We start from the raw sequence: 17,207 nt of genomic DNA on the forward strand, positions 1-17,207 counted from the left end.
AATTTTCCAAAAACTTTACAGAAAAGTTTCCTTACCCGAAAATCAAACCAATGCTTTATTTTGCAGACTGGGCGGAAGAATTGGGAGAATTATACAAAGACGCAAAATATCATGGGAATACCGCTACTTTCCCCGGTTTTTACGCTCCACAGGGAAGACAATTACGTCTGAAAGCTGTTGATGATAAATTTCTAGAAACTCTGAACGATCTTGGCGTAACAAATTTTGAAATGGAAACTTCTGCGATTTATGCATTGTCTAAACTTTTAGGTCATAAAGCAATTACTGTAAATAATGTAATTGCCAACAGAAGACGCGGAGAATTTTCTGCAGATCATCATGCTTCCGAGAAAAATCTTATCGAATGGGTATTGGAAAGAATCATTAAATAACGAAATAAATGACTCTGCTATTATAAATTTCAACATTGATAAAAGTTAAAAGGATCTCGTTGATGAGATCCTTTCTTTATAACCATTAAAGAAAACTTCTGAAGATTTTTTCAATCTGTACGAAGTGACGCATTTTATTATTTAATTCTGTTAAAATTCATTAATCGTGACGTAGAAATGTGAAGAATACAAGCTTTCTGCGTTTCCTGAAATATTGGTAAGATTAATTGTAATAGAAGAAGTTGAAGTCATTCTCGGATTAGAAATAGAAAACGATGCGTTTCCTGCGAAATCCGGAGCCGGACTCACTACAATTGTTGCTCTTGTTGAGCTTGGCAGCATCGCTGGCGGAATTGCAAAATCCATTGTAGTAGATTTTCCTGAAGGGAGATTATTAATTGAAACACTTGGCCAGACTTCAAAACTGATCTGGTTTTTGTTTACAGTTCCTTTACTTCCAAGCTTATATTGCCCGTTAACGTCTAATCTTGCTGTAGTATTCGGTGTACTTGTTCCTATTCCTACGTTTGCGCTGCTGTTTCCGATAGATATAGCGTTATACTGACTTGTTGTAGTGTTGTAACCAATGGCTGTGGAATTTTGTCCTGTTGCAGAAGCTCCGGAACCTATTGCGGTGGAATTCTGTCCGTTTGTGACCGTATTGAATCCAACCGCAGTTTCGCTGTTGGAATTTGTTTTCGCATTGTAACCTAATGCTACTGATTGAAATCCTGCCGCGAATGAATTGTTTCCCAATGCAGATGATTCGTTAGCTGTTGTTTTGGAATTATATCCGATTGCCGTAGACTGAAATCCGTCCGCTAAAGAATTATTCCCGATTGCTGTGGATTCGTTTTTATTGGTTTTGGCATTATAGCCGATTGCATTTGATTTGAATGCTGCTGCTGTTGCTTTGTTTCCTACTGCCAAACCGTCATTTGCCCCTACAGAAGCTTCATTTCCGATAGAAACTCCCTGATAAGCAGAACTTGAAGTTCCGATTGAAATACCATTCTGTCCGGCATTTGCCATTGGGCCTAAACTTACGGAGTTGTCTACACCCAGCCTTCCCATTTTTACAGAATTAACTTTAAAAACAAGGTCATCATAGGTGTTGGTTCCTAAAGCAAGATTGGTATTTGATCCTCCATTGTTTCCGCTGTTGGTTGCGGTATCATTCCAGCCGTCTCCTCCTCCGGGAATAATTGGATTGATTTGGCTTCCTGCAATAGAAAGCATATTCCATTTTGCATTATTCCAGTAGAAAAAGCCAGTCTCCACTAATCCGGCCTGTCCGTTATTCCATACAATAAGTCCATCAGCGGGAGAAACAATTGTGGTATTATCCGTATCGGAATTTAAGGCAACACTTGGAAATAGTACACCTTTGTTATTAGAATTAATTTCCAACATGGCAGAAGGTTTTGGTGAAGGGGTTCCTATCCCAACCTGAGCCTGTGAAAAATTAAAGCTTGCAAAAAATAAGCCTGTAAATAAGATTTTAAATTTCGAATGTCTCTGCATTTCTAGTTTTTGTTAAATAGCTATCAGTTTGATACCACAAATATAATAATTTTTAATAAAAAGCAAATATTTTTGACAATTCAGCAACTTAACACTAAATAGTGAATAATTACTATAAAAAGTGTCTTTTAATCACAGTTTATTGAAGATTAATATAGAATTTATTCTATAGAAAAAACCCTTTAAATAGTAGACAAATGAGGAATTCGATTTTTTTTGAATAGTAATTTATTTAAATATTTATCAAAAAAAAACATGTAATAATGAATAAAACATAATTTATCACTACCTATTGAAGACAAGCTTACCTAAACTTCGATGAATAAAAGGATTTATAGTATTTTTCAATGATTTCAGTTTATTATAATAGAAAATATAAATACATTTCATTTATAAAGCTAATGGTGATGATTTAGTTGAATATTAAAAAATTAATCTATATAAAATAATATGAATATCTAATATGCATTAAGTATTACTAAGTTTTTATTTATAGTATCATATTAATGACTTAAAGAACTTCATCTGAAAAATGATCATATCGTATTTTCTGCACAAATTAAAGGTTAACAACAATAGCTTTTATATCAATTAAAGTTTATGAAAATTTTAACAATCAGAAAAAATTTTAGGAATGGTTCTTGTTCAATTATAATCACACAAACAAATATCACATTATGAACAATTCAGAATACAACAAAGCAGAAAACGCAGTAGATAACACAAAAAACTCGTTAAAAGATGCTGCAGACAATGCAAAATGGAAAGTAGAGGAATTGGCAGACAGAGCCAAAGATTATATTAGTGAAAAAAGAAACAATGATGAAGAAGCGAGACATGAAGACTGGCTGGACAGAGTAAAAAATAATTTTGCTGATGCATGGGATGATGTTAAAGATAAAGCCAATGATGCATGGGAAAAAACAAAAGATGCAGCAGAAGATGTAAAAGCAGAATGGAACAAGAAAACGAATTAAAAATTTCAGTCATATAAATATTTTCAAGAAAAACGGAGTCTTTTTACAGAAGGCTCCGTTTTTTATTATGTACTAAACACAAATATTGCTACATTTGTATAATAATAAACATTAAAAAATTATGTCATACGGTTTACTTAAAGGCAAAAAGGGAATTATTTTTGGAGCCCTTAATGAACAATCGATCGCATGGAAAGTTGCAGAAAGATGTCATGAAGAAGGTGCTGAATTTATTTTGTCTAACGCTCCTATTGCTTTGAGAATGGGAGAACTTAACGGTTTAGCAGAGAAAACAGGATCTGAAGTAATTGGTGCAGATGCTACTTCTATTGAGGATCTTGAAAAACTTTTTGATGCTGCTGTTGCCAAATTCGGTAAAATCGATTTCATCCTTCACTCTATCGGAATGTCTATCAACGTTAGAAAAGGAAAACATTATACAGAAATGAACTACGACTGGTTAGAGAAAGGCTGGGATATCTCCGCTGTTTCTTTCCACAAAGTAATGAGAGTGGCATGGGAAAAAGACTGTATGAATGAATGGGGAAGTATTTTGGCGCTTACTTATATTGCTGCACAGAGAACATTCCCGGATTATAATGATATGTCCGACAACAAAGCTTATCTTGAAAGCATTGCAAGAACTTTCGGAAACTATTGGGGTGAAAGAAAAGTTCGTGTAAATACAGTTTCTCAGTCTCCTACAATGACAACTGCCGGAAGTGGTGTTAAAGGTTTCGGAGGTTTCCTTGGATATGCAGAAGATATGTCTCCGCTAGGAAACGCAACAGCTCTTGAGTGTGCAGATTACTGTGTAACTTTATTCTCTGATCTTACGAAAAAAGTAACGATGCAGAATCTTTTCCATGACGGAGGTTTCAGCAGTTCCGGGGTAACTCAGAGAGTGATCAGTAAATATGATGCTGAATAATCTAAAATTATTTAATCAATATATCAAGCCGGAGCAAAATTGTTTCGGCTTTTTTATATTTTTAATTTAATATAACATTCATAATGGATGAAACAATTGAAAAATTAGATCAATATCTGCAAGTCTTAAGACCTGAATTTTATTCTCAATTGAATAATCCTCTCACAGATGAACAGATAGATACATTAGAAGATTACTATAAATTGGAAATTCCAACAGATTTGCGAATACTTTACAAATGGAAAAACGGACAAAATATGAATTGCTATGATTCTTTTGTAAACAATTGCATGTTTATTCCTTTAAATCAGGCTCTTTTTGATGCATCCGAATTAAATATGATGATCGGAACCGATTTCGAAATTGAAAACTGGTGGAATGAAAACTGGATTCCTATTTTTCAAAATGGCGGAGGAGACAGCATTTGTTATGATGTAAAAGGAATTTTTACCGGACAGAAAAATCAATTAATTGAATTCTGGCATGCCGATAATGACAGGAATATCATTTCCGGCAGCTTAGAATCTTTTCTTACTAAATTAATCGCTTTTTATGAAGCTAAAGATAACATTGATTTTTATGAATTTTTTAGAATCAGAAATATTGACGGATATCCAAAAAGATTTATTGTTGAATAATATATAAAACAAAATCGGCGGCATCTTCGATGCCGCCGATTCTAAATAATAAAAATATAATATGAAGTCTATAAAATTACAGTCTGTATAGAATGCGCGGGAGCCGATAATTTTGCAGCCATTCCTTCGATCCACAGATTTGTATCGATATCGTTATCCGTATCATTCATGATAACCGTTACCAACTGTCCGTTTTCATTCATGAAAGTGGTTGAAGTTAATGCAGCTCTGTTGGACGAAGTTCCGATTCTGACCGCTTTTGGTTTAATGAATTTCGAAACATGCCCTACATAATAATATTCATAGGTATAATGAACTTCACCGGTTTTAGTATCTGCAATGATCGGCGCAAAACAGAAATTTCCAACATGGTTTGGTCCGCCTGTTTCATCCAGAAGAACATTCCAGTCCGTCCATAAAGCCGTTCCTTTATTGAAATCGTTGATCATATTTCTTCCGTATAATTCGCCTAAACTCACTTCATAAATTTTAGACATATCAAACTGCTCTTTGCAGCCTTCGGTAAAAGCTAAAAACTTATCCGGAAAAGCTCTCTGAGTTTCTGTCAGATTATCAAAAAGCTGGGTTTTGTTGTTCCATGTTTCGTACCAGTGATAGCCGATTCCTGATGCGTATTTTGACGTTTCGGGATCGCTGAGCGTTGTCGTTGCTCTCTGGTAAATCAAATCGCGGTTATGATCCCAGATCATCACTTTTTTATCCTTGAAACCATTTTTCCAAAGAGTCGGACCTAAATTATTTTTAAGAAACTCCCCTTCTTCTTCCGCAGAATAAATACACGACTCCCACGTCTGCGTTGCCATCGGTTCGTTCTGAACTGTCAGTCCCCAAACATTGATTCCTCTTTTTTCGTATTCTTTAATGAATTTAATATAATAATCTGCCCAAGTCTGATAGAAAGAATTTTCCAGCCTTCCTCCTTTCAGCATATTTTTGTTTGACTTCATCCAAGACGGAGGACTCCACGGTGAAAAATAAAAGGTAAAATCTTTTCCGATTGACTTTTGCGCTTCTTTAATCATCGGAATTTTATACTTTTCATCATGCGAAACAGTAAAGGATTTTAACGAATTATCGTTTTCCTGAACATAGGTGTAAGAATCGCTTGAGAAATCACACGAATTCATATTGGTACGCACAACGGTGTATCCCAAACCATTTTTTCCGTAATAGGCTTCAATAATTTCTTTCTGCTTATCTTTCGGAAGTTTGTAAAAAGTTTCTGCGGAAGCATCCGTAATTGCACCGCCGATTCCTATTAACTTCTGATATTTAAAGTCTGGATCTACAAAAATACAGGCATCCGTTTCCTTAGGCTGACCAAATTTCTCGAATTTTACCGTGCCTTTATCCACCATCTTTTCGTTGGTTTTGGAATTGGTAAGGAAAACTTTTGCCGTTTTACCTGCATTTTTCTTCCAGTAGCTTTGCGCGTTGGCATTGAAAGTCAAACCGACAACCAAGCAACTTACAATTAATCTCTTCATTATTATCTTTTCTTATTTTTTATATTAAACCACCCCGTCTAAATTTTCTTTGAAAATTTATCCACCCCTCCAAAGGAGGGGAATTTTGGGTCCTATATTTTATTTATTCTGATAAACTCTTACGTAATCGATCTCATATTTTTGAGGAAAAATGGTATCATCAATTCCTTCTTTTCCACCCCAGAAACCGCCGACTGCAAGATTCAGAATGATAAAATACGGCTGATCAAAAGGCCATGCTTCATACATTTTTTCTTTGTTTTCATACGTGAAAAATTTCTGATCATCAATATAAACATCAATTTTCTCCGGCGTCCAGTTTGCTTTGTATACATGAAACTTCTCACTCGCATCTTTCACAATCAAAGTATCCGTTTTTTGAGTTCCTATGATATGGTTATACTTTTTGGTATGAACTGAGGCATGAATGTATCCCTGATTAAATCCTACATGTTCCATGATATCCAGTTCTCCGTCATCGGGCCATTTTTTCATGTCTTCACTCATCATCCAGATCGCAGGCCATGTTCCGCGACCTTTTGGGAGTTTGGCACGAACCTCAACAGTCCCGTACTGAAAGGAAAATTTACCTCTCGTCAATAATCTTGCAGAAGTATATTTATTCTTTTCCCAGTTTTCTTTTCTGGCTTCAATGATTAAATTTCCGTTTTCAACTCTTGCATTTTCCGGACGGTTTTTTGTGTAAAACTGAGCTTCATTATTGCCGTAACCGTCTCCTCCGACATCGTAATTCCATTTCGTAGAATCAGGCAATCCTTTATAATTAAATTCATCACTCCAGATTAACTTTCTGCTGGAATCTGGTTTGTTTGAAGCACAATGTACTGTTGAAAAAACGAGAGTTCCTCCGATGATGAAATGGAAAATATGTTGAAGGTTTATTTTCAAAGTTTAATGTTTTAGGTTTATATTTTAACGCAAAGATTTATTAATTACAAAATGTTCAGTGAGCAAAGATTGCGACCAATCACTGATGAAGCATTATGATAAACGTTAGCTTCATCAAATCAGCTTTGCTGATTCTTCTTTGCCTCCTTAAAATAATTCGTTTTTTAATCTTTGCGTTAAAAATTCTAGATTAAGATTTAATTATTATTTAATTTATTCTCAACACTTGTCATTCTGAGGAACGAGGAATCTATTTTAAATGTTGGTCATTTAGATTCTTCACTCCGCATTGCTTCATTCTGAATGACAACAATATGTTTAAAAGTTAATTTAATTATTTTCAAAGTCTGTCATGCGGGAAGAATTTCTGTAAGTATTATTTAGATTCTTTCAGAATGACAAACATTGTGTTTAACTAATATCTTTATAAAAAACATTCATTCTTCTACCACCAAAAGCGGGTTTTATCCCGCTCTTAGTAAGTAAAAAAGTAATATTATTTTGTCCAATTAATTCTTTTTGTCTGAACATTTTTAGAATTGGTTCCCACCATAATGTCAAATTCACCACCTTCCCAGTCGTAATTAAGCTGGTCGTCGTAAAATTTCAGATTTTCAGGAGTTAAACTGAAACTGATGGTTTTTGTTTCTCCTTTTTTAATGAAAACTTTCTGGAAACCTTTTAGTTCCTTCACAGGTCTTACCACTTTTCCGAACAAATCTCTGATGTATAACTGCACCACTTCTTCCCCATCGTAATTTCCACTGTTGGTAACATTTACACTAATGTTTAATGTCTGATTTCCTTTAAGATTATTTGAGCTTAAATTCATATCAGAATATTTAAACTGCGTATAGCTTAAACCATAGCCAAACGGAAATTTCGGATCATTATCAAGATCAATGTATGCCGAAACGTAGTTTCTATCGGTATTGTTTTTTGCAGGTCTTCCGGTGTTGTAATGATTGTAATAAACCGGAATTTGTCCCTCCATTCTAGGAAACGTCATCGGAAGTTTTCCGCCCGGATTTACCGTTCCGAAAATAACATCGGCAATAGAGTTTCCGGCTTCGGTTCCCAGCCACCAAGTGTACATGATTGCCGGAATATTGTCTGCTGCCCAATCGAACACCAAAGGTCTTCCCGCGTTGATCATCAAAACAATCGGCTTTCCTGTTTTTGCAATTTCTTTCAAAAGATCTTCCTGAACTCCGGAAAAATGGATGTTGCTTCTGCTCTTTGCTTCACCACTCATCGCATGACCTTCTCCTAAAGTCATGATTACGACATCTGCTTTTTTTGCTGTTTCTACCGCTTCCGCAAACATGGATCTATCCTGATCGTCAACATTTGCTCCTTTTGCATAAAGTAATGTTGAATTTTTATCTAATTGATTTTTAATTCCGTCAAACTGCGTTACAATTCTCTGGTTATCATCTTTAAAAGCAACCGACCAAAATCCGTGGTTGGCAGAAGTTTCTTTTCCGAAAGGACCAATTAAAGCAACCGTTTTTACAGATCTTGAAAGAGGTAAAATATTTTTCTCATTTTTAAGCAAAACAATGCTTTTTGATCCAAATTCTCTTCCGAATTTTCTGTTTTCCTGATTGTTGGTCTGTTCCTGCTGTCTTTTTTCACTGCTGAAACGGTAAGGATCGTCAAACAATCCCATTTCGAATTTTTTAACCAAAATTCTTTTTGCGGCACCATCAATCAGCTTCGGATCTACTTTCCCTTCTTTAACCAGATTGGGAAGTTCTGCCATATAAGCGCGACTTTCCATATCCATATCGCTTCCTGCAATAATTGCTTTTTCCGCCGCTTCTTTATTGTCTTTTGCGTAACCGTGAGGAACCATTTCGCCGATACTTCCCCAGTCTGAAACCACAAAACCTTTATAATTCCATTTCCCTTTTAATAAGTCTCTTAAAATGTATTTGTTTGCCGTTGCCGGAATTCCGTTGATGTCATTAAAAGAGTTCATGAATGTTGCTACTCCGGCTTCAGCCGCTGCTTTGAAAGGAGGAAGATAGGTTTCGTTCAACTGTCTTAAACTCATATCAACAGAATTGTAGTCTCTTCCGCCCACTGCTGCTCCGTACGCTGCGAAATGTTTTGCACAAGCCATAATCGCATCCAGATTTCCAAGACCTTTTCCCTGAAAACCACGGATTCTGGCTAGACCGATCTGGGTTCCCAAATAAGTATCTTCCCCAGAACCTTCCATTACTCTTCCCCATCTCGGATCTCTTGCAATGTCGACCATCGGTGCAAACGTCCAGTGAATTCCATAAGCCGAAGCTTCTGTTGCTGCAATTCTTTCGGATTTTTCAATTAGTTTTAAATCCCAGCTCGCTGCCTGACCTAAATTCACAGGAAATGTTGTTCGGTATCCGTGAATAACATCCTGTCCGAATAATAAAGGAATTTTTAGCCTCGACTGTAAAGCTAATTCCTGAAATTTTCTGGTTTCTCCGGCTCCCGCAACGTTCAGCATTGAGCCTACTTTTCCCTGTTTTATTTCATTGAGAACACTTGCAGAATTGGAATTTTGCGGACCTGTTGCGTATTCAAATCCTGAATACTGAACAAGCTGTCCCACTTTTTCTTCTAACGTCATTTTAGACAAAAGTTCTGAAACTTTCTGATCAATTGTCTTTTGTGCGAATGTATTGATTCCAAATGCTGTAACTGCCAATAAGAAATAAACTCTCTTCATTTTAATCTAATTTTAATTATCTGTCCTTTTGTCTACTTTTCTTAACCTGAAGTTCAGGATGAATTTATTTAACAAAGAACAAAAAGTTTTCAATCATTACAAATTTTAACAGATATATTTGTCTTAAAAAATATAAGTCGCTGTAGAAATTCCCGGCATACTTACCGAAACTGTCTTCTGATTATATTTTATGTTGAATGCCTTATCTGTAGAGTTGCTGTTCTGAACAATTAATACTGTTTTTCCTGCCGGAGTTTTAAAAGCTACTGTGGAAAGGTTATCTGACTGTGTAGAAGCAATTCTCTGGGAGTTTGCCGGAACAAATTTTGAAGCGTGAGCGATAATATAGTATGCTACATTTTTGTCATAACCTGCGCTTCCGTTTACCGTAATTGCCCCTTTACATTGGGTACATCCACCCGGAGTGTGTGGTCCGAATGAAGCATCATTGGCTACATTCCACTCTAAAGCATTTCTGCTCCAGTTTCTCATGGATCCGATGATAACATTTTTCATGTGCCAATCCAAATCTCCTGAAAAAGCACCGGTAGAACTGGTCCACTGTTCTGTAAAATAGACGTTTTTATTCGGGAATAGATTATGTACTGTTCCCAAAGCCGAAATATCTCCTGCATACAAATGGAAAGCCGATCCGTCTACATAAGGATTTGCCGCTGTATCATTTAATACCGCCAAAGGATACGCCGGATTGTCGCAATTGTGATCATAAGCAATGATCTTGGTAGAAATATTTGCCGTCTGAAAAGCGGGACCTAAATTATTCTTGATAAAAGTTGCCTGATCTCCTGCCGACATATACATACTTGGGTTATTTCCCGGATGCAATGGCTCGTTTTGAGGGGTGATGGCATCAATTCTGATTCCCTGAGCCTGCATTGCCTGAATGTATTTTACGAAATATTGCGCATACGCCGCATAATATTCAGATTTTAAACTTCCCCCCATTGTGTTTCCGTTGTCTTTCATCCAAACAGGTGGCGACCAAGGTGTTGCTAAAATTTTGATATTCGGATTAATCATCAGAATATCTTTCAGCATCTGAATCAAAGCCTGATCTTTGGTTAAGCTGAATTGAGCAAGCGTAGGATCAGTCTGTCCGGTCGGCATATCGTCATACGAAAAAACTTCGCTGTTGAGATCCGAAGCAGCAATACTGATTCTTAAATAACTTACTCCAATTCCGGAAGCACTGAACAGATCATTCAAAAGTTCCTGTTTTTTTGTCGCACTCAGCTGATTGATTACCTGTACGCTTCCTCCTGTAAGTGTATATCCGAATCCATCTATTGTCTGAAACATTTGTGAGCCATCTACTTCAATGGTAGTTCCGGCTGCTGAAGTTCCTGAGAAATAAGAGGTTCCCTGCTGTTGTAGTTTCACGGTCTGATCTCCTTTCGTTAACCACACCTGTACCGGATCTCCGGAAGTATTTCCTCCGTTACCGCTGTTTCCGGAGTTATCTGTATTATTGGATAAATCCGAAGAGGTACTGCTGCAGTTTAAAAAAGAAAGAAGCGCTACACCGCAAAGTGCAGCACTTCTAAGTACGAAACTATATGAATATTGTAATTTCATATCAATTTAATTGTGTGAAGATTATTGAGTTCTACGGAATTCAACTTTATCAATACTAAGGCTATTAACAGTACCTCCTCCACACTTAATTTCCAAATAAACGGTTCCTGTTGTTGTAGCTGTGTAAATTCCGCCATTCTTCGATCCGTTGCATCCGACAGACGAAACTTTTCCTTTGAATTTGCTTGTTCCACAACCATCCCAAGTGTTGATGTTTCTGTAAACTGTTCCCCCTACATCCTGTCCCGTCACCGGAGCCGTATTTAGAACGTAAACCTCGAACCATGTATTCACTAAAGGTGTATCAGAGGAAGCTACCATATCGATGGAATATTTCTGTCCTGCCACAACATTCACAGCCTGATAAATACCTTGCTGACTGCTTCCACTTGCAACAATTGTAGCTTTACCGTTAGCAAAAACCCATTGAGCCCCTGAAGCACTGATTTTATGAATAGACCATTTTGCAACTTCATCAGGTGTATCGAATCTTCCTCCCTGAATCATATTTCCGGAAATCGGGTCTGAAGTTGGGACAACAATTGTTTCACTGGCAGTTCCTCCGACAACTCCACCAATACCTACCGCCTGATGCTGAATCACATAAGTTCCCGCATCCGGCAGAAAAAGATTCTGTTCACCTTTGCCATTATTATAGCCGTCATCATCTATATTCCAGCTTGAATTAATATAATTATTGTAATTTCTTTTCAGTAAATAGTGATTCTCCGATGTTTTAGTTACTTTAAAAGAAGCTTCTAAAGCTCCCTGAGAAATACCGTTTCCATCACCATCAACACTATCCGGCGTACAGTTTGTCAAGAAAAAAACTGATGATGCCAATAAAAGACTTTTATTTATATATTTAGTTATCATGTTTTTAATTGTATTTAATTAATATCCAGGATTTTGTTTCAAAATAGTTCCTGTAAGTTCTGTAAGAGGTATCGGCATAATTTCATTTTTACCTGCTACAAAACCTTTGGAAGCCAATTTTGTAGAAGCTTCTCCCCATCTTACAAGATCAAAAAAACGATGTCCTTCACCTGCAAGTTCTCTTCTTCTCTCGTCTTTAATTGCCTGCATAGAAACAGGAACTGAAGCTAAACCAACTCTTGCTCTTACCGCATCCAGTAATGCCTGAGCTCGTGAACCTGTACCGTTAAGAGCTTCTGCTTCCATTAGATAGGTATCTGCTAATCTTATCACCATATAATTTTGACGATAATTCAGTTCGGTAACACCTAAAGTTGATTTTTTATCGGATGTAGGCATAAATTTATTAAGAAAATATCCCGTATCCTTATAAGCCGGTGCATAATCTGCCTTACCTTGCGCTTTTAACGCATTCATATTTAGAATAGTAGCATTTACACGCGGATCACTCTGCATAAAATTAAACAGATCTGTTGTAACTGTATTAAATGCCCAACCTGAGACGATATCCGGAGCATTATTAGCAGGATTTGTCTGACTAATTCTGTTATAAGATCTTGGTGCACTCATAACGCAAATAGAATTTCCTTCATCCTTGCCTTGTCCCCAAAAGCCCCAGTCAGATTTTCCCTGGTCACTATGGGATGCTTCAATAATAGATTCTGATGTAAATTCATAAGGATCTGGAGTACCACCAAGTGCTACGCCTGCTTTCCAAAGATCATCATAACTTGACAACAGTTTATATCCATATTGACTGGTTCCGCCCGGTGTTCCATTTACATCTGCAAATTGTGCGGCAGCCAGAGCTTTTTTATTTTGATATAGATACACTTTACCTAAAAGAGCTTTTGCCGCCCCTTGCGTTAATCTACCTTTCTCTTCTCCACTTACCGTCATCGGAAGATTTGGCAAAGCTTCGGTCAGATCTTTTTCTATTTGAGCATAAACCTGTGTAGGTGCAACTTGCGGAATATTATAAAAATCGTCTGTTGCTTCAAATGGTTTTAAAATTAGAGGAATATTCCCGAAAACCCTCAACAAATCAAAATAATACATTGCCCGAAGAGTTTTTGCCTCTGCAATAAAGCGTTGCTTCAAAGTTTCATTCATTGAGGCATTAGGAGCATTTAGGATAAGAGCATTGGCTCTTGCAATACCCTGGTAATAATCTTTCCAATAGCTTGCAGGCATTGTAGTTGGATTAATCTGAAAATTTGAAGCTCCCTGAATACCTGCTCCGTCTGTAGCACTACCGCCTCCTGCATAGAAATCATCTGAAGCTGCATTGAAAAAAGTGACCATATTTTCAAACCCGCCTGCATATTTTCTCATTACGTCGTACGTACCTACAAGACCAAAAAAGCATTCCTGCTCATTTCTGAAAAAATTATCTCCGGCGAATGCACCTTTGTATTCTTTTTCTTCTAAAGTGTCGTTGTTACAGGCTACATTAAGAGTAGATACACTCACTAAAAATGAAGCTGCTATTGATATTTTTAAAAATTTGTTTTTCATTGTACTAAAAATTAGAAAGTTATATTAGCTCCCAACATAAAGGTTCTTGCCTGCGGATAAAATGCTCTGTCTATTCCAAAAGAATCTCCTGCCGCAATTTCCGGATCGTACCCGGTATATTTTGTAAAAGTAACCAGGTTTTCGGCAGTTACATAAAATCTCAGCTTGTTAACCCCAAAGTTTTGGGTAACATTCTGAGGCAGCGTATAGCCTAACTGAATCAATTTAATTCTGAAATAGTCTCCTTTTTGCAGATACCAGTCAGATAGTCTTGAGTAGTTTTTGTTTGCGTCTGCTCTTGTTAATCTTGGATTTTCATTTGTAGAACCTTCTCCTGTCCATCTGTCTAAGATTTTGGTTTGATAATTAGCATCTAACATATCCAGTCTTCTTAAACCCTGAAAGATTTTGTTTCCTCCGGCACCCTGTCCGAATACCATAAAATCCCAGTTTTTATAGCTCAGATTTAAAGTAGCTCCATAATTATATTTTGGAATTGAACTACCCAAATTCACTTTATCCAAATCATTGATTACCCCATCACCATTTGAGTCTGCCCAGATAAAATCTCCGGGTTTTGCATCTGTCTGAAGCAATTGTCCTTTAGAGTTTACATATGAATCAATCTGCGCCTGATTTTGGAAAACCCCTAAAGTTTTAAATCCATAGAAAGAGTTATAAGCGTCCCCTACAACAATCCTTTGTATAGGTCCCATGGATTGGAAGCCTGCTCCGTCCAAATATTTCGTTCCCTTTTCGAGTGATAAAACTTCGTTTTTATTGTATGCGAAATTAGTATTTACAGAAACCGTGAAATCGTTCCAGTTTTTCTTGTAGCCAAATTCTACTTCAACCCCCTTATTGCTCATGTCTCCAATATTGGCAATATAAGATCCTGTAACTCCTACATACCCCGGAATCTGAACAGGTCGTAGAATATCTGATGTTTTTTTGTTATAAACATCAACTGTTAAAGTAAAGTTTTTGAAAAGTCGTAAATCTGCTGCAATATTGGTTTGTGTGGTCGTTTCCCATTTCAGATCTTTATTTTCCAGTCCATTTTGCAAATAACCGATTAATACACCTCCTGATCCACTGGTATAGTTAGCTCCTGAGACATAGAATTTTGAAAATTTATATGCTTCGATACCATCGTTCCCTAAAGTTCCGTAGCCTCCACGGAATTTTAAACTATTCACGACGTTATTTTCCGGCCAGAAATTTTCTTTATCCACATTCCATCCTAAAGAGAATGAAGGGAATACACCCCAATGATGATTTGCCCCAAACAACGAAGAACCATCATATCTTAATGTACCTGTAAATAAGTATTTATTTTTAAAATCATAAATTAAACGTCCGAAATAAGAAGCTTTGTTCCATTCCTGATTATCCCATGCTGAGGAAGTCTGATTTGCCAAAGGAACTTCAAAGTTGAAAGAAGCTTCTTCATAGCTGCTGATCGGAAGACCCTTATGGGTAACGGTTTGTCCATTTCCAATATTATAATCATAGTATCCTGTTCCCAAAAGTACATTCAGGCTATGATCTCCAAATTTATTCTGGTAATTCAATGTGTTTTCAAAACTCCATTCAAATTTCTTTTGAGTCGTACGGCTTAAGCTGTTTAGAACTAAATTGCTGTATGTTGCACTTAAATAGAAAAGTGGAGTGAAATTCTGGCTTCCCCAATATGCTTTTTTACCGTTTAATGAAGATTTAAATGTAAAATGATTTAAAAATTTCACTTCTGCAAATACATTAGCAATAAAATCGTCTGACCAGTTATTGTTTCCTAATTGTGTATATCTGAAAGCTCTTGGGTTAGACATTTCCTGGTTCACATAAGGCGAAATTCCGTATGGATTTCCATTTTCATCTCTTACGATATATTGATTGGTATATAAAGCAGGATTTACCTGTGACCAATCTGTTACCACAACAGGAGTGATGGGGTCCAAATTCACTGCAGAACTTAGAGGACCTCCAAACTCACCGTTAGCATTAATCCCTTGGTTTTTTTGGTTGGTATAGGCAAAAGTTTGCCCCAAAGTAAGCCAGTCTGTTACTTTATGAGTTGAATTTAAACGTCCTGTTAATCTTTTGTAATAAGAAATATCGCTCATTACGATACCTGTCTGATCATAATATCCAAATGACGCAAAGTAAGTAGATTTTTCGTTTCCACCTTGTATACTTACCTCGTGGTTCTGTCTCGCTCCGGTTCCGAAAATTTCATTCTGCCAATCGGTTCCTTTTCCTAATGATGCAGGATTTTGAAATCTTACAGCTTGTCCGTCATTTGCAAAACCTTCATTGATGACGGTAGCATATTGTGTAGCATCAAGAAGATCAAGTTTTCTTGCAGCATTGCTCACCCCGTAGAAACCGTTGTAAGATAAGGTAAGTTTTCCTTTTTTTCCCTTTTTAGTAGTCACCAAAATAACCCCTCTTGCAGCAGAAACTCCATAAATAGCAGAAGAAGCACCGTCTTTCAATACTTCAATACTTTCAATATCACTTTGGCTTAACCATCCGATTCCGTCTACCACAATCCCGTCGACAACCCAAAGCGGATCATTATTAGAGGAATAACTGGTAACTCCTCTTACTCTAATTGTTGCACTGGATCCCGGCTGACCGGAGTTAGAAATTACATTTACCCCTGCTGCTCTTCCTTGCAGAACCTGCTCCGGTTTTCCGGCTGGGATTGCCTCAATGTCGCTTGCTTTGATACTCGAGATGGCTCCCGTAACGTTACTCTTCTTCTGAGTACCATAACCAATCATGACTACTTCCTCAATTTTCTGTTCTTTTGGAAGGGTGTCGTTCTTTGTGTTTTGGGCACTGAAATTTGCAGTGAAATACAGCACCGCAACCATGCCTAAACTTCTAGATATTCTTACATTCATATACAGTTAGTTTTTTAATTCTCAAATTGAGACAATAAAAATATATTTTTTTTTAATTATTTAACATTTTATTAATAACTATTTTAATATTTCCTGTATTTTTGGGCATTTGAAGGCATAAATTTTTCTTCAAAAACAGCAAATATTTCAAAAAAACAGATAAAATCCATCCCCAAAATGACGACCAAGCTCTCAAAAATATCGCTTCCGCTTAAACTGACTTTTCTAATTTTCTCTATGGTGCTAAACTGCATGGGCATTGTAATTCTTCAGCTTTCGGAGGCAAAAATTACTTATGATAAGCTTGGCTTTTTAGAGTCTTTTAAGGATCTTCCCATTGCATTTATTTCACTTTTTGCCGTTAATTTTATCAGCAAAACAGGAACAAAAAAATCCCTGATTTCAGCTTTAACAATTGTTGGGATATGCTCTCTTATTTTGCCTTTCGTGGAAGTATTCTGGTTTTATAAATTATGGTTTGCCATTATCGGGGCTTGTTTTGCGATCGGGAAAATTTGCGTATTCGGAATTATCCGGAACAATATTTCAGACGAAAAATCTTTAGCAAAAATCATGAACAGCGTAGAAGCATCCTTCATGATCGGTGTTTTCGTGGTAAATATAGGTATTGGATGGATTATTTCAAG

11 protein-coding genes and 2 pseudogenes are annotated in these 17,207 nt (G+C 36.6%); 5 read left to right on the top strand and 8 right to left on the bottom strand.

All coding sequences use genetic code 11. The features are described 5' to 3' along the window. Nucleotides 1–392 (top strand): annotated as a pseudogene (locus WFK35_RS10625) (phosphorylase); the annotation flags it as partial. Between the two features lie 150 nt (nucleotides 393–542). Here the strand turns inward: WFK35_RS10625 and WFK35_RS10630 are convergent. After that, nucleotides 543–1,916: a hypothetical protein gene (locus WFK35_RS10630; protein ID WP_336732619.1), complete on the bottom strand. Its 1,374-nt coding sequence runs from the start codon at nucleotides 1,914–1,916 to the stop codon at nucleotides 543–545. A gap of 677 nt (nucleotides 1,917–2,593) precedes the next feature. Between WFK35_RS10630 and WFK35_RS10635 the strand changes: the two genes are divergently transcribed. From WFK35_RS10635 to WFK35_RS10645, 3 genes are all read left to right on the top strand, one after another. Continuing rightward, nucleotides 2,594–2,893 (top strand): hypothetical protein, encoded by a 300-nt coding sequence (locus WFK35_RS10635; RefSeq protein ID WP_336732620.1) that lies wholly within the window; start codon nucleotides 2,594–2,596, stop codon nucleotides 2,891–2,893. Nucleotides 2,894–3,014: 121 nt separating this feature from the next. Further along, nucleotides 3,015–3,824 (top strand): enoyl-ACP reductase FabI, encoded by an 810-nt coding sequence (locus tag WFK35_RS10640; protein ID WP_062670284.1) that lies wholly within the window; start codon nucleotides 3,015–3,017, stop codon nucleotides 3,822–3,824. A gap of 83 nt (nucleotides 3,825–3,907) precedes the next feature. Continuing rightward, nucleotides 3,908–4,462 carry an SMI1/KNR4 family protein gene (locus tag WFK35_RS10645; RefSeq protein ID WP_336732621.1) on the top strand — a complete coding sequence of 185 codons (555 nt, stop codon included), beginning with the start codon at nucleotides 3,908–3,910 and terminating at the stop codon, nucleotides 4,460–4,462. 68 nt (nucleotides 4,463–4,530) lie between these two features. Here WFK35_RS10645 and WFK35_RS10650 read toward each other — a convergent pair whose 3' ends face one another. The 7 genes from WFK35_RS10650 to WFK35_RS10680 all read right to left on the bottom strand — a co-directional run bounded on the left by WFK35_RS10650 (nucleotide 4,531) and on the right by WFK35_RS10680 (nucleotide 16,560). Further along, complete coding sequence (locus WFK35_RS10650; RefSeq protein WP_336732622.1) at nucleotides 4,531–5,970, bottom strand: glycoside hydrolase family 30 protein; 1,440 nt, start codon at nucleotides 5,968–5,970, stop codon at nucleotides 4,531–4,533. Nucleotides 5,971–6,069: 99 nt separating this feature from the next. Further along, the gene (locus tag WFK35_RS10655; protein WP_336732623.1) at nucleotides 6,070–6,879 is read right to left on the bottom strand and encodes a glycoside hydrolase family 16 protein; all 810 of its coding nucleotides are present in this window, start codon (nucleotides 6,877–6,879) and stop codon (nucleotides 6,070–6,072) included. A gap of 496 nt (nucleotides 6,880–7,375) precedes the next feature. Beyond that, on the bottom strand, nucleotides 7,376–9,598 hold the full coding sequence (gene bglX / locus WFK35_RS10660) for a beta-glucosidase BglX (protein ID WP_336732624.1): 2,223 nt from the start codon (nucleotides 9,596–9,598) through the stop codon (nucleotides 7,376–7,378). 123 nt (nucleotides 9,599–9,721) lie between these two features. Further along, a complete protein-coding gene (locus tag WFK35_RS10665) occupies nucleotides 9,722–11,194 on the bottom strand; it encodes a glycoside hydrolase family 30 protein (protein WP_336732625.1) in 1,473 nt (490 codons plus the stop codon). Nucleotides 11,195–11,215: 21 nt separating this feature from the next. Continuing rightward, a complete protein-coding gene (locus WFK35_RS10670) occupies nucleotides 11,216–12,070 on the bottom strand; it encodes a hypothetical protein (RefSeq protein ID WP_336732626.1) in 855 nt (284 codons plus the stop codon). An 18-nt stretch (nucleotides 12,071–12,088) separates the two neighbouring features. Then, nucleotides 12,089–13,648 (bottom strand): RagB/SusD family nutrient uptake outer membrane protein, encoded by a 1,560-nt coding sequence (locus WFK35_RS10675; protein ID WP_336732627.1) that lies wholly within the window; start codon nucleotides 13,646–13,648, stop codon nucleotides 12,089–12,091. An 11-nt stretch (nucleotides 13,649–13,659) separates the two neighbouring features. Further along, on the bottom strand, nucleotides 13,660–16,560 hold the full coding sequence (locus WFK35_RS10680) for a SusC/RagA family TonB-linked outer membrane protein (protein ID WP_336732628.1): 2,901 nt from the start codon (nucleotides 16,558–16,560) through the stop codon (nucleotides 13,660–13,662). Between the two features lie 177 nt (nucleotides 16,561–16,737). On the opposite strand from WFK35_RS10680, the pseudogene WFK35_RS10685 reads away from it, so the two are divergent. Next, nucleotides 16,738–17,207 (top strand): annotated as a pseudogene (locus WFK35_RS10685) (MFS transporter); the annotation flags it as partial.

Origin of the sequence: Chryseobacterium sp. VD8 (assembly GCF_037149975.1) — a bacterium.
Classification (GTDB): Bacteria; Bacteroidota; Bacteroidia; order Flavobacteriales; family Weeksellaceae; genus Chryseobacterium; species Chryseobacterium indicum.

Coding starts and splice junctions, on each gene's coding strand:
- WFK35_RS10630 (WP_336732619.1), bottom strand. CDS start 1,916: ATGCAGAGACATTCGAAATTTAAAATCTTATTTACAGGCTTATTTTTT.
- WFK35_RS10635 (WP_336732620.1), top strand. CDS start 2,594: ATGAACAATTCAGAATACAACAAAGCAGAAAACGCAGTAGATAACACA.
- WFK35_RS10640 (WP_062670284.1), top strand. CDS start 3,015: ATGTCATACGGTTTACTTAAAGGCAAAAAGGGAATTATTTTTGGAGCC.
- WFK35_RS10645 (WP_336732621.1), top strand. CDS start 3,908: ATGGATGAAACAATTGAAAAATTAGATCAATATCTGCAAGTCTTAAGA.
- WFK35_RS10650 (WP_336732622.1), bottom strand. CDS start 5,970: ATGAAGAGATTAATTGTAAGTTGCTTGGTTGTCGGTTTGACTTTCAAT.
- bglX (WP_336732624.1), bottom strand. CDS start 9,598: ATGAAGAGAGTTTATTTCTTATTGGCAGTTACAGCATTTGGAATCAAT.
- WFK35_RS10665 (WP_336732625.1), bottom strand. CDS start 11,194: ATGAAATTACAATATTCATATAGTTTCGTACTTAGAAGTGCTGCACTT.
- WFK35_RS10670 (WP_336732626.1), bottom strand. CDS start 12,070: ATGATAACTAAATATATAAATAAAAGTCTTTTATTGGCATCATCAGTT.
- WFK35_RS10675 (WP_336732627.1), bottom strand. CDS start 13,648: ATGAAAAACAAATTTTTAAAAATATCAATAGCAGCTTCATTTTTAGTG.
- WFK35_RS10680 (WP_336732628.1), bottom strand. CDS start 16,560: ATGAATGTAAGAATATCTAGAAGTTTAGGCATGGTTGCGGTGCTGTAT.